The sequence below is a fragment of the Lysinibacillus sp. NPDC056220 genome, assembly GCF_049315265.1.
Classification (GTDB): Bacteria; Bacillota; Bacilli; order Bacillales_A; family Planococcaceae; genus Lysinibacillus; species Lysinibacillus pinottii.
Genome location: NZ_JBMOXD010000002.1, coordinates 508,511 through 521,418 on the forward strand (window position 1 = coordinate 508,511; position 12,908 = coordinate 521,418).

A 12,908-nucleotide genomic window follows, 5' to 3' on the forward strand; every position below is an offset into this window, starting at 1 on the left:
TTAGCGTTAACAGTATGGTGCTACAAACTAGTAGAAGAGTCATGAGGAGGATAGCAAATGTGGATTTTTATGGGAGTTGTACTCGTATTTCTGTTTGGTTATTTAGGGCATGCATTACTTTATCCAGAAGATTATTAAAGGCAGGAGGGACACAATATGTGGCAAATAGCCATCGTATTCATAATTTATTTACCGCTCGTTATCTTAACGGGTCATTATTTATATCGGGTAACGTTGCAACAAAAAACATGGCTCGATCCTCTATTAGATAAAGTCGATGCAGCAATTTATAAAGTTTGCGGCATTAAACGCGTTAATATGACGGGCAAAGAATATGTACTTTCATTAATTATTTCAAATGCCATGATGGTGTTTGTAGGGTATATCATTCTACGCATTCAAGCATTACTAGTTTTAAATCCAAATAACATTAACAACATGGAAGCTACCCTTTCATTTAACACGATTATTTCCTTTATAACGAATACAAATCTTCAACATTATAGTGGTGAATCTGGACTCAGTTATTTATCACAGATGCTAGTCATTACTTTTATGATGTTTACATCAGCAGCTACTGGTTATGCAGCTTGTATGGCTTTCTGTCGTAGATTGGTTGCTAAAACAGATACGATAGGTAATTTTTTTGTCGATTTTGTTCGTGTTATTACTCGCATTTTAATGCCTTTTTCCATTGTTGTGGCTCTTATTTTAGTATCACAAGGATCACCACAAACCATTGAGGGCAATCAAACAGTACAAACAATAGAGGGCAAGTTACAAGATATTGCACTTGGACCTATTGCTTCTCTTGAATCTATTAAGCATATAGGGACAAATGGTGGCGGTTTTAACGGAGCAAATTCAACCACACCTTTTGAAAATCCAACTGTTCTATCAAATATAGTAGAGATATTATCTATGATGTTATTACCAGGGGCATGTGTCGTTGCTTTTAGTCTGATGGTCGCCTACAGAAAAAAGAAAACTATTTTTGGAAAACAGGGGCTAGCTATTTTTACTGCGATGAGTATATTGTTCCTCGTGGGATTAGTGACTGTGTACATAGCAGAGAAGGCAGGTAATCCATTCATTAGTGAACTCGGCATTACGCAGGAGCTTGGGAGTATGGAAGGCAAAGAAATGCGCTTTGGAGTAGCGCAATCAGCATTATTTACGACCGTTACGACCGCATTTACTACAGGGTCAATTAACAACATGCATGATACATTAACGCCACTTGGTGGTCTAGTGCCTATGTTTAATATGATGCTCAATGTTGTGTTCGGTGGTAAAGGAGTTGGCCTGATGAACATGATGATGTATGTTTTACTTACCATTTTCATTGCCTGTTTAATGATTGGTCGATCTCCACAGTTTTTAGGTAAAAAAATTGAAGAAAAAGAAATGAAATTAATTGCTCTTTGTATTCTAATTCATCCTGCTATTATCTTGCTATTTTCAGCACTTGCGGTTGCGACACCATCTGGAATAGCTGGAATAACGAATCCAGGGGCACATGGATTATCACAAGTACTATATGAATTCGCCTCCGCCTCTGCCAACAACGGCTCTGGCTTCGAAGGGTTAGCGGATAATTCAACATTTTGGAATGTAACTACAGGGCTGGCTATGTTCTTTGGTCGTTATTTAACCATCATTATTCAATTAGCTATAGCCTCTTTACTTGCTAATAAAGTAAGGCATAGTGATTCAGTAGGAACATTAAAAACGGATACGACTACCTTTACTTTTTTACTAGTTGCTATTGTTTTGATGATTGGTGCGCTGACCTTTTTACCAGCTTTAGCACTTGGTCCAATTACCGAGCATTTACAACTTTATTCTTAATGAGGAGAGACACATATGGAAACAGTAAGAAAAAGTTTTATGACTGGCATCATACTAAAAAGAGCATTAATAGAAGCTTTAAAAAAATTTAGCCCCCTATATATGCTGAAAAATCCTGTTATGTTTGTCGTAGAGGTAGGGTTTTTGTTTGTGTTACTGTTAGTTCTTTTTCCAAATTTGTTTGGTGATGAGGGGGGAGAACATGCACGATTATATAATGGGATTGTAGCTATTATCCTTTTTGTTACGATTCTATTTGCAAATTTAGCAGAGTCGATTGCAGAAGGGAGAGGGAAAGCACAGGTTCAAACATTAAAAAAAACAAAGACAGTGACACAGGCACGTGTTTTGCTTCATGATGGTTCTGAAATTTTTAAATTGGCCCATGAATTAAAAAAAGGAGATATTGTATTAGTTCAAGCTGGAGAGATCATTCCTAATGATGGTGAAGTCATTGATGGAATTGCTACTGTAGATGAATCCGCAATTACTGGTGAATCAGCTCCTGTAGTGAAAGAACGGGGAGGAGATTTCTCGTCAGTGACGGGGGGGACGACGGTAACAAGTGATTGGCTGATGATTGAAATCACTTCCATGCCTGGTGAATCATTTTTAGATAAAATGATAACGCTTATTGAAGGAGCCAGTCGAAAGAAAACGCCAAATGAAATAGCACTCAATACACTTCTAGTAAGTTTAACAATTATCTTCCTTTTGGTTGTGGTGTCACTATATCCTATGACAACTTATTTAAATGTACCGATTTCTATCGCTACGCTAATTGCCCTGACCGTTTGTTTAATACCGACAACGATTGGTGGATTATTATCGGCGATTGGTATTGCAGGAATGGACCGCGTAACACAATTTAATGTTATAGCGATGTCTGGCAGAGCGGTAGAGGCATGTGGAGATGTGGATACGTTAATCTTAGATAAAACAGGAACGATCACTTATGGAAATCGTATGGCGGCTGAGTTTCTACCCGTTAAAGGAGTGGAAAGTCAGGATTTAATTCAAGCTGCATGGCTTAGTTCACTAACAGACGATACACCAGAGGGGAAATCTATTTTATCACTGGCCTGCGAATTAGGGGTCAATTCAGACGGTGAAGAAATGATTATTAAGTCAAGTAAGCATGTTCCATTTACAGCACAGACACGCATGAGTGGTTTAGATAAAGTCGATGGCACAAAAGTTCGAAAAGGAGCCTCTGATACGATCAAAAAAGAAAGTATGAAAGCTGGGCATAGCATTCCTAGCAATTTAGATCAATTGGTTCAACAAGTCTCTTCTGTTGGGGGGACACCACTGTTAGTAGCGTTAAATGATAAAATTCTAGGCGTAATTTACTTAAAGGATGTCGTCAAGGCTGGACTGAAGGAGCGATTTGACCAGCTTCGTGCAATGGGGATTAAAACGGTTATGTGTACGGGAGATAATCCACTTACTGCTGCAGCTATTGCAAAGGAAGCAGGAGTAGATAGCTTTATTGCAGAAAGTAAGCCTGAGGATAAAATTCAAGTGATTAAAGATGAGCAGGCACAGGGTAAGGTTGTAGCTATGACTGGTGATGGGACGAATGATGCGCCTGCACTGGCACAGGCGAATGTAGGGCTTGCTATGAATTCAGGAACAAATGCAGCAAAGGAAGCTGCGAATATGGTAGATTTAGATTCAAATCCAACTAAAATTATTGAAGTTGTAGAAATTGGCAAGCAATTGCTAATGACTCGCGGTGCCTTAACCACATTTAGTATTGCAAATGATATCGCAAAATATTTTGCCATTATTCCAGCTATGCTAATGGTCGCTGTGCCTGAGATGAAGGCACTAAATATTATGAATCTCAATTCACCTACAAGTGCCATTATTTCTGCCTTGATTTTTAATGCAATCATTATTCCATTGCTTATTCCAATTGCCATGAGAGGGGTAAAGTATAAGCCAATGAGTGCTGCAAAATTATTAAATAAAAATTTACTTGTGTATGGTATGGGTGGAATAATAGCCCCCTTTATTGGCATTAAGATCATTGATCTACTAGTAGGACCACTATTTCGTATAGTTGGATTATAGGGAGGAAGCTGTATGCGAAAAATTATTGAGAACTCCAAGCAGGCATTATTTGTGACAATAACCATGTTCATTATATGTGGTTTAATATATCCGTTTGCCGTGACAGCCTTAGCTCAAGGGGTGTTTCCTCACAAAGCAAATGGCAGTTTAATAGAAATGGACGATCAAGCGGTTGGTTCTGTATTAATTGGTCAAAGCTTTACCGCTCCAGAATATTTCTGGGGGCGTGTCTCATCCGTTAACTATAATGTTTATACGACAGAGGATACGCTACCTGATGACAATGACCAGGTGAACTATAGTGGTGTAAGCTCAGGTACATTTAACTATGCACCAACCAATCCAGAATTGAAGAAACGAATAGAGGGGGATATCGAGAGGTTTTTACTTGCAAATCCAACCGTACAACGGCAAGATATACCATCGGATCTAATGACTGCCTCAGGTTCAGGGTTGGACCCCCATATTAGTGTGAAGGCAGCACAAATACAGGTGGATCGAATTGCCCAAGCAAGTGGGCTTTCTAAGGAAGACATTAATAAAATTATAGAGGCAAATATAGAAAAACGTACATTTGGAGTATTGGGAGAACATAAGGTGAACTTCCTTATGGCGAATATAGATATTATGAAAAAAATGGAGAGTACTAAGGATTAAAAAAATGAAAGACAGGTAGAGAAAGCTTCTCCACCTGTCTTTCTATATATTAAGCTTGTGAATTAACAAGGATTTTAATATGGTTTCGCTCTTTCATTAATGCCTCAAAGCCCTCTGTTACGACCTCTTCAAGAGCTATACGTTTTGTTACAAGTTTATCAGCAGGGAAGTAACCTTGCTTCATTAATTCCATCACTGCTGGGAAAATATCGCGATAAGCAATAATACCTTTAACAGAACGTTCAGTTAGTACGATATTGTTTGGCAGAATAGATGCGTCAGTTTCCCAAATAGAAACAATAATGGTTTCACCTTCAAAAGTTGTGGAATCTATAGCTTGCTGTAATACTACTGGAACACCTGTTACTTCAAATGCTACATCAACGCCACCATTTGTTAATTCATGTAGACGAGCTACCGCGTCCTCCTCTTTAGGATTAATCACTGCTGTAGCACCTAGTTCTAATGCTTTAGCGGCACGCTCTGCTGAAAGCTCTACGGCATATATCTCTGACGCGCCTGCAGCACGTAACGCTTCAATGACAAGAAGCCCGATTGGACCTGTTCCAAAGACAGCTGCTTTATCGCCTGCTTTTAATTTACTTTGGCGTACTGCGTGTAGGGCTACCGCTGCAGGTTCGACCAATGCGCCTTGCTCGTAGGAAAGTCCTTCGGGCATTTTGTGAACCAATTTTTCGTCTACCATTGTAAATTCAGAGAATCCACCACCACCGCCTGAAAGACCGTGGAAGCCTAAATGCTTACAAATATTATATTTACCTTTTTTACAGGCAGCACATTCGCCACAGGAAAGAATCGGTTCAACTACGACAGGATCTCCCACTTTTACGGATGTTACACCATCACCAATTTCAACTACTTGGCCTGAGAATTCATGTCCCATTACAATTGGCGCGATATCTTTACTTACATAGTGAGGTTGCTCCACAGGAATAAAGATTGGACCAGCTGCGTATTCATGTAAATCACTACCACAAATTCCTGTCCAATGTACTTTAATTTTTACTTTTCCAGGTGCAATGACTGGTTCATCAATATTTTCTACACGGATGTCTTTTGCTTTATACCATCTTGCTGCTTTCATCATCTATCAACCTCCTATAATATCTTACAGCTCTATCATAACATGTGGGAATAATGCTAATCATTAGCTCCCTATAAATTGACATAAAATTTACATATACCCAGCTTTTTCGAGTATTGATACAGCGCTTTTTTGATTGCATATTCTCCGTATTTCAAGTACCTTTGATAAGGGCTTTGTTACGGTGATCATAAAACGATAAAATTATGTTTATGCTTGTAAGAATAGGATGTAAATATACCTTAAAGTTCGAATCATGGTACAATGAAAAAAGATGTTAGGAGGAACGAATGATGTCAAAATATACTGATTATAATTTTCAGCCATTTTTGCAGGACGCCATTGCAGAACTTGGCTTTACAGAACCGACACCAATTCAAAAAGAAATTATTCCATTAATATTAAAAGGGAAGAGTGCCATTGGACAGGCACATACAGGAACAGGGAAAACACATAGTTTTTTAATTCCGATTGTTCAACGTATTGATGTAGAGAAACAGGAAGTACAGGCCGTTATTACTTCTCCTACACGTGAGCTGGCACAGCAAATTTATGATGCATTGAATCAATTAATAGAAGGAACAGCTATACAGGCAAAACTTTTTATTGGGGGTACGGACAAACAACGCTCTATTGATAAGTTAAAAACGCAACCTCAAATTGTTGTTGGAACACCTGGACGTATTCGTGACCTTGTTTCAGCACAAGCGTTATTTGTGCATACGGCACCAATTCTAGTTGTTGATGAAGCAGATTTAGCTTTCGATATGGGCTTTATTGAGGAAATTGATGGATTTGCATCTCAAATGCCAGAGAAACTTGAAATGTTCGTATTTTCAGCAACAATCCCAGAAAAGCTACAGCCTTTCTTAAAAAAATATATGGACGCACCTGTCCATGTACACATGAACGATAAACGACCTGTGGCAGAGGGCATTGATTTTATGCTTGTACCTGTTCGTTCTAAATCACGTAATAAACGTTTATTAGAAGTCATTGAAGGCATCAATCCATTTTTGGCTGTTATTTTTACAAATACACGTAAATCGGCTGAGCATGTTGCTGGTTATTTAAATGAGCATGGTATCCGTTGTGGACAAATCCATGGTGATTTAAGCCCACGTGATCGTAAGAAAATGATGAAGCAAATTCGTGATCTCGAATATCAATATATTGTTGCAACAGATTTGGCGGCACGTGGAATTGATATTCAAGGAATTTCTCATGTCATTAACTATGAAATCCCTGAGGATTTAGAATTCTTTATTCACCGTGTAGGACGTACTGCTCGTGCAGGTAATAAAGGAACAGCCATTACATTATTTGAGCCATCTGAAGAGGATGCAGTAGTACGTGTGGAAAAAATGGGTATTCCATTTGTGCAAATGGACGTTAAAAATGGAGAATGGTCTGAGTTAAAAGAGCGTCATGCCCGTAAAAATCGTGTTAAACAAGAGAATGAAATAGATGTGAAAGCGAAGGCGTTGGTGCGTAAACCTAAAAAGGTGAAACCAGGCTATAAGCGTAATATGAAATGGGAAATGGAAAAAATTAAAAAACGCGAACGCCGCTTAAAAGCGAGAGGAAAAAAATAAGGGGGCTTTTACATGCTACTTGGCTCACATGTTTCGATGAGTGGGAAAGAAATGTTACTTGGCTCTAGTAAAGAGGCATTATCGTACGGAGCTAATACATTTATGATCTATACAGGAGCGCCACAAAACACACGTCGGAAAGCGATTGCCGATCTGAACATTATGAATGGTCTCCTTCATATGAAAGAGCATGGCATGACTAATATTGTTGTTCATGCTCCTTATATCATCAATATTGGCAATACGGAAAAACCAGAAACTTTTCGACTCGGTGTAGATTTTTTACAGTCGGAAATTGAACGTACAGCAGCATTAGAGGCAACACAAATTGTCTTGCATCCTGGTGCACATGTGGGTGCTGGGGCAGATGCAGGGATTGCCAAAATTATTGAAGGCTTAAATGAAGTATTGTCGCAAGATTATCCCGTCCAAATTGCATTAGAAACAATGGCAGGGAAAGGAACAGAATGTGGCCGTTCCTTTGAAGAGTTAGCTAAAATCATAGACGGTGTCACTCATAACGAACGTCTTTCTGTATGCTTTGATACTTGTCATACACACGATGCTGGCTATAACATTGTCGAGGATTTCGATGGTGTTCTCAACGAATTTGATAAATTAATAGGTGTTGATCGCATCAAAGTTCTGCACATTAATGATTCAAAAAATGTGCGAGGCGCTGCTAAAGACCGTCACGAAAATATCGGCTTTGGTCACATTGGTTTTGATGCCTTGAACTATGTTGTGCACCATCCACAATTAATGGCGATTCCTAAAATTTTAGAAACACCATTCGTTCCACTTGCTAGTGATGCCAAATCAAAATCAGCTCCATACAAAGCTGAAATTGATATGCTGCGCAGCAGTACATTTAAGCCTGAGCTTATCGAGGCTTTAAAAGGCTAACAAAGAAGCCCAACATCCAGCCACAGTGCTGATGTTGGGCCTTATTACGTTATTTTGTAAAAAGTGCGATTAGCTGACGAGAGCGCTTTCTTCCTAAAACAGCCTCCACTTCAACTAAAATATCTTTAGGAATGCCTAAAAAAAGCCAGGAAAATGAGAATTGCTCCAAATAAGGCCGAAGTTTTTTTACTTCAGAAGTTGTAATGTCAAAGCCCTCTTCACGAGCAATCGCGACAATTTCCTTATCCGTGCTTTGTGCCAATTGCTGTAAAAATTGAATACTCAAAGTCAATCCTCCTTTATGATATGGTTAATCAAATGCTTTAAACGGTCGCCATTTCCTCATTCAAAAAGAATAGACATCTTCTTTTCTTTACAAAAACTGCACTTTCCTATATACTTACAACTTGTAAATCGTAATGATTTTGAATTAGAAAGAAGCGATCATGCATGAAAACAACATTAATTGACATTGAAAATGTGTCATTTCAATATGACTATACACAAGTTTTAAAAAATATTTCCTTTCGTGTAGAAGAGGGCGATTTTTTAGCGCTACTCGGCCCAAACGGTTCGGGGAAATCAACGTTATTAAAAATCCTTTTAGGTTTATTGAAGCCTCTTTCGGGAGAAATAAAGCTTTTTGGTGAACCAAGTGCAACGTTTAAACATCGAGAATGGATCGGTTATGTTTCACAAAAATCCAATGCCTTTAATTCAGGATTCCCAGCAACCGTGCAAGAGGTCGTGAAAAGTGGATTAACGAAAAAATTAGGGCTATTTAAAAGACCTGGACGAGAAGCTAAAGGAAAAGTTCAAGAAGCGTTAAAGGCAGTTGGTATGGATGCATTTGAACATCGTAATATTGGTGAATTATCAGGTGGACAACAGCAACGAGTGTTTATTGCGAGAGCTTTAGTCAGTGATCCCAAATTACTTATTTTAGATGAACCGACTGTTGGTATTGATCACGAGAACGTGCAGTCATTTTATGATATGCTGGCGAAATTAAATCGGGAACAGGGAATTACAATGATTCTTGTCACACATGATGTCGATACCGTATCTAATCGCATTAGCCATGTGGCTTGTTTAAATCAAACGATTCACTTCCATGGCTACAAAAATGAATTTGATAATATTTCCCAGGGTGCGCTAGATGCTTGGTATGGCCATTCTGTGAGAAAGATTCATTAGAAGGAGAAGGCACAATGATTGAAGCAATTTTACATTATGAATTTTTACAAAACGCCTTTTTCTCTGGATTATTAATTGGCATACTTGCCCCACTATTAGGCGTTTTTATTGTAGTACGAAGGCTATCGCTTATTGCCGATGCTTTGTCACATGTCACACTTGCTGGAATAGCAGGGAGCTTATATATTAGCCAATCTGTGACCGCCTTAGCGTTGCTCAACCCTATTTATCTAGGGATTTTAGCGTCTGTTAGTGGTTCTATTTTAATTGAGCGTCTAAGACGTTTATATAAGCACTATGAGGAGTTAGCTATACCCATCATTATGTCAGGCGGTATAGGTATAAGCGCTATCTTTATATCGCTTGCCAGCGGCTTTAGCACAGATTTAATGAGTTATCTGTTTGGCTCAGTATCAGCTGTATCCCGCCAAGATCTTTGGGTAGTGATTGGAATTGCTGCTGTCGTCATCCTCTTTTTGTTTTTATTTTTTAAAGAATTATTTGTTTTATCCTTTGATGAAGAGTATGCAAAAGCAAGCGGCCTTCCAGCACGATGGGTGCATCTATTGTTTATGATTGTGACTGCCCTTGTCATTGCTGCAAGTATGCGCATTGTAGGTATTTTACTTGTATCATCATTAATGACGTTACCGGTTGCAGCAGCTATGCGATTAGCAAAAGGCTTTAAGCAAACTATCTTTTATGCTATTGTTTTTGGTGAAACGGCTGTATTAATCGGTCTGATTAGTGCGTTTTATTTGGATTTAGCGCCGGGAGGTACAATTGTTGTCACTTCGATTTTGATATTGCTACTTGTGATTCTTGGAAAGAAAGTAGCATTTAAAATGGCTGCGAAGCAAGGGGAGGTAGCACAATGAATGTTTCAAGAGCGTGGGAAATTTTAAAAGAAAATGGTTTTAAAAAAACAGATAAGCGGGAGTTAATATTAGATATGTTTGCAGCAACAGATAAATATCTAACCGCCCGTGATTTATTGGATGTTTTAAAGAAGGATTTTCCGGGAATGAGTTTTGATACCATTTACCGCAACCTTGCTACATTTGTGAAGCTAGGGATTTTAGAGGAAACAGAGCTATCTGGAGAACGTAATTTCCGAATGCACTGTGAATCCGCACATCATCACCATCATTTTATTTGTATGGATTGTGGAAATGTCAAAGAGCTCAATCTTTGTCCGATGGAAATGTTAGGAGAAAAACTACCTGACTATGAAATTGAAAATCATAAGTTTGAAATATATGGGAAATGCCCGGACTGTAAGCAAGAAACTCTGTCACCTTAAAAAATGGACAGAGTTTTTTTATGTAAAAGAGAGGGTTGTTCCTTATAGGAATGTACCCTCTCTAATTTTATTAAGCTACTGCTACTCTACGAATCGCAACAATTTTATTACAGTCTACAATTAAAGGTGAAGCAGCAGCCGCACCTGGCTCAAGGAAGTAAGCACAGCAATTTCTTGGATCGAAAGAAATGAAAGTCACACCTAAGAAGCTAATACCTCCAGATAAGAAGATGTCTAGTGTAGTAGCTAGCTCTAATTTTCTTAATTGCTGACAAATACAGCCTCTACAATTGCTGCTCATTTTCGGTGTACATTTTTCTTCTTTTTGACAAGGGCATTTTTCTTCTTTTCGTGGACAACATTTCTCTTCCTTTTTTGGACATTTACAACCTTGCCAGTTCATCTGTGTTGTATATCGTCTATCCTCCATCGTTCAGACCTCCCTTCCTCTATGTTCGTAAGAGTATCCTTACAGTAATAATCTATGTTTAGTAAATAGATAGAGGCTGGTAATCTGTCCGATAGTCCGCATAAAAATCTATATTTTTCTCTAAAACTTTGGCATTGTGCAAAGTCCTAAAAGTAAATTTTGCTATAAAAATCTAATAATGATATTTGTATGGGGATAGATTATCATTGGAAACAAAAAAAAAGACGAGTCATTACAGAAACGTAACTCATCGTCATTTTTCATAACATTATTGATGTTTTTGTTGGAAATCGACCATAAAGTCTCTTAAAGCTTCACAAGCCTCTAATGGCACAGCATTATAAGTTGACGCACGACAGCCACCTACAGAACGATGGCCATTTAGCCCTACAAAGCCAGCTGCTTTTGCTTCCGCTAGGAATTGTTTTTCAAGCTCCTCATCGGCTACACGGAATGTAATATTCATAAGTGAACGGCTCTCTGGAGTGGCATGGCCTTTATAGAAGCCGTTGCTATTGTCAATCGCATCATAAATAACTTTAGCCTTTAATTCATTGCGCTTCTCAACTGCAGTGACTCCACCATTAGATTCTACCCATTTCAACACTTCGCCTAGCATATAGATACCAAATGTAGGTGGTGTATTATATAAAGAATTACTATCAGCATGTGTTGTATATTTAAGCATTGTTGGAATACTTTTATTTGCTTTTTCAAGAAGATCTTTGCGTATAATAACAACTGTAACACCTGAAGGACCTAGGTTTTTTTGAGCACCTGCATAAATAAGTCCAAATTTCTGAATATCAATTGGTTTAGAAAGAATATCACTAGACATATCGGCAACTAATGGTACATTTCCCGTATCTGGATAATCTCTCCACTGTGTACCGTAAATAGTATTATTAGAAGTGATGTGCACATAGGCATCATCTTCATCGAACTGAATGTCTGCTAGGGCAGGAATATTGCGGTATTGGTTGTCTTTCGTGCTAGCAGCCTCCACAGGTGTACCGAAAAATTTAGCCTCCTTGAATGCCTTCTCAGACCAAGAGCCTGATAATACATAACTTGCTTTTTGGTCAGTAGATAGGAAGTTCATTGGCACCATTGTAAATTGGAGGCTAGCCCCCCCTTGTAAAAATAGCACCTCGTAATTTTCAGGTATTGCATATAGCTTTTTCAATAAGGCGATAGCTTCGTTATGTACTTCATCGAAAATGGCACTACGATGGCTCATTTCCATAATCGACATACCTGAGTCACGGAAGTCTACTAATTGTTGTTGAGCTTTTTCTAATACTTCTTGGGGCAGAGCAGATGGACCTGCGTTGAAATTGTATGCACGTTGTGTCAAAGTGGGTACACTCCTTGTTTGGTTAATATGTGAAATTTTATCCAGTGGCTATGAACTGCTGAATATACACTGTACTGATCGGGCTTTAATCGTCTAAGAACAATCATTAGCAAATAGGACCATTAAAGCGGGATAACAGAACTTTACTGGATTATAACTTAATTTTCAAGAGAAAAAATAAAATTCTTAATATTTGAGCAGAATAGCGACAGCCTCGCAACAAAATGTACACAATTAACAGACGTTTTTAATTCAAATACGAACAAAAAGTATAATTTCATAGGTAATAAAGTTAGAATTTTCGTAATTAAAATAAATTCAGTCGATTGCGAACGGTTTAATGTTCGGATTTTGTATCTGTAGAAAAAGTCATTCTTGTTGGAGTTATAGAAAAGGATAGACTAGAAAATAAAACGATTATTTATGAA

At 38.2% G+C, this 12,908-nt stretch carries 12 protein-coding genes; 8 read left to right on the forward strand and 4 right to left on the reverse strand.

Annotated elements, in window-relative coordinates; translation table 11 throughout:
* Positions 1–156: 156 nt before the first annotated feature.
* Genes kdpA through kdpC form a run of 3 tightly spaced genes read left to right on the forward strand, consistent with a single transcriptional unit; the run spans position 157 to position 4,587 of the window.
* On the forward strand, positions 157–1,851 hold the full coding sequence (gene kdpA / locus ACOZBY_RS07520) for a potassium-transporting ATPase subunit KdpA (protein ID WP_031417013.1): 1,695 nt from the start codon (positions 157–159) through the stop codon (positions 1,849–1,851).
* Positions 1,852–1,866: 15 nt separating this feature from the next.
* Entirely contained in the window at positions 1,867–3,930 is a 2,064-nt protein-coding gene (gene kdpB / locus ACOZBY_RS07525; protein WP_099806042.1) for a potassium-transporting ATPase subunit KdpB, read from the forward strand.
* Positions 3,931–3,942: 12 nt separating this feature from the next.
* Complete coding sequence (kdpC, locus tag ACOZBY_RS07530) at positions 3,943–4,587, forward strand: potassium-transporting ATPase subunit KdpC (protein WP_031417011.1); 645 nt, start codon at positions 3,943–3,945, stop codon at positions 4,585–4,587.
* Positions 4,588–4,636: 49 nt separating this feature from the next.
* On the opposite strand, the gene ACOZBY_RS07535 is transcribed toward kdpC, so the two are convergent.
* Positions 4,637–5,692, reverse strand: coding sequence for a 2,3-butanediol dehydrogenase (locus ACOZBY_RS07535; protein WP_036216916.1), 1,056 nt, complete (start codon positions 5,690–5,692; stop codon positions 4,637–4,639).
* A gap of 293 nt (positions 5,693–5,985) precedes the next feature.
* Between ACOZBY_RS07535 and ACOZBY_RS07540 the strand changes: the two genes are divergently transcribed.
* Together ACOZBY_RS07540 and ACOZBY_RS07545 are read left to right on the forward strand one after the other, a co-directional pair.
* A complete protein-coding gene (locus ACOZBY_RS07540; RefSeq protein WP_031417008.1) occupies positions 5,986–7,287 on the forward strand; it encodes a DEAD/DEAH box helicase in 1,302 nt (433 codons plus the stop codon).
* 12 nt (positions 7,288–7,299) lie between these two features.
* A complete protein-coding gene (locus tag ACOZBY_RS07545) occupies positions 7,300–8,193 on the forward strand; it encodes a deoxyribonuclease IV (protein ID WP_031417006.1) in 894 nt (297 codons plus the stop codon).
* 49 nt (positions 8,194–8,242) lie between these two features.
* Here the strand turns inward: ACOZBY_RS07545 and ACOZBY_RS07550 are convergent, their stop codons facing one another.
* The gene (locus ACOZBY_RS07550; RefSeq protein WP_012295215.1) at positions 8,243–8,479 is read right to left on the reverse strand and encodes a Nif11 family protein; all 237 of its coding nucleotides are present in this window, start codon (positions 8,477–8,479) and stop codon (positions 8,243–8,245) included.
* Between the two features lie 164 nt (positions 8,480–8,643).
* Here ACOZBY_RS07550 and ACOZBY_RS07555 point away from each other — a divergent pair, with 164 nt between their 5' ends.
* Genes ACOZBY_RS07555 through ACOZBY_RS07565 form a run of 3 tightly spaced genes read left to right on the forward strand, consistent with a single transcriptional unit; the run spans position 8,644 to position 10,693 of the window.
* Complete coding sequence (locus ACOZBY_RS07555) at positions 8,644–9,390, forward strand: metal ABC transporter ATP-binding protein (RefSeq protein WP_012295214.1); 747 nt, start codon at positions 8,644–8,646, stop codon at positions 9,388–9,390.
* Between the two features lie 14 nt (positions 9,391–9,404).
* The gene (locus ACOZBY_RS07560) at positions 9,405–10,268 is read left to right on the forward strand and encodes a metal ABC transporter permease (RefSeq protein WP_031417001.1); all 864 of its coding nucleotides are present in this window, start codon (positions 9,405–9,407) and stop codon (positions 10,266–10,268) included.
* Positions 10,265–10,693, forward strand: coding sequence for a Fur family transcriptional regulator (locus ACOZBY_RS07565; RefSeq protein ID WP_012295212.1), 429 nt, complete (start codon positions 10,265–10,267; stop codon positions 10,691–10,693). The genes ACOZBY_RS07560 and ACOZBY_RS07565 overlap by 4 nt, the downstream gene beginning before the upstream one ends.
* Positions 10,694–10,763: 70 nt before the next feature.
* On the opposite strand, the gene ACOZBY_RS07570 is transcribed toward ACOZBY_RS07565, so the two are convergent.
* A complete protein-coding gene (locus tag ACOZBY_RS07570; protein WP_031417000.1) occupies positions 10,764–11,123 on the reverse strand; it encodes a hypothetical protein in 360 nt (119 codons plus the stop codon).
* A 268-nt stretch (positions 11,124–11,391) separates the two neighbouring features.
* Positions 11,392–12,480, reverse strand: a complete 1,089-nt coding sequence (gene serC, locus ACOZBY_RS07575; protein WP_012295210.1) for a 3-phosphoserine/phosphohydroxythreonine transaminase — start codon at positions 12,478–12,480, stop codon at positions 11,392–11,394.
* Positions 12,481–12,908 lie beyond the last annotated feature (428 nt).

Bases quoted from the DNA above. Each gene is read 5' to 3' on its own strand.
- kdpA (WP_031417013.1), top strand. From the start codon at position 157: ATGTGGCAAATAGCCATCGTATTCATAATTTATTTACCGCTCGTTATC.
- kdpB (WP_099806042.1), top strand. From the start codon at position 1,867: ATGGAAACAGTAAGAAAAAGTTTTATGACTGGCATCATACTAAAAAGA.
- kdpC (WP_031417011.1), top strand. From the start codon at position 3,943: ATGCGAAAAATTATTGAGAACTCCAAGCAGGCATTATTTGTGACAATA.
- ACOZBY_RS07535 (WP_036216916.1), bottom strand. From the start codon at position 5,692: ATGAAAGCAGCAAGATGGTATAAAGCAAAAGACATCCGTGTAGAAAAT.
- ACOZBY_RS07540 (WP_031417008.1), top strand. From the start codon at position 5,986: ATGTCAAAATATACTGATTATAATTTTCAGCCATTTTTGCAGGACGCC.
- ACOZBY_RS07545 (WP_031417006.1), top strand. From the start codon at position 7,300: ATGCTACTTGGCTCACATGTTTCGATGAGTGGGAAAGAAATGTTACTT.
- ACOZBY_RS07555 (WP_012295214.1), top strand. From the start codon at position 8,644: ATGAAAACAACATTAATTGACATTGAAAATGTGTCATTTCAATATGAC.
- ACOZBY_RS07560 (WP_031417001.1), top strand. From the start codon at position 9,405: ATGATTGAAGCAATTTTACATTATGAATTTTTACAAAACGCCTTTTTC.
- ACOZBY_RS07565 (WP_012295212.1), top strand. From the start codon at position 10,265: ATGAATGTTTCAAGAGCGTGGGAAATTTTAAAAGAAAATGGTTTTAAA.
- ACOZBY_RS07570 (WP_031417000.1), bottom strand. From the start codon at position 11,123: ATGGAGGATAGACGATATACAACACAGATGAACTGGCAAGGTTGTAAA.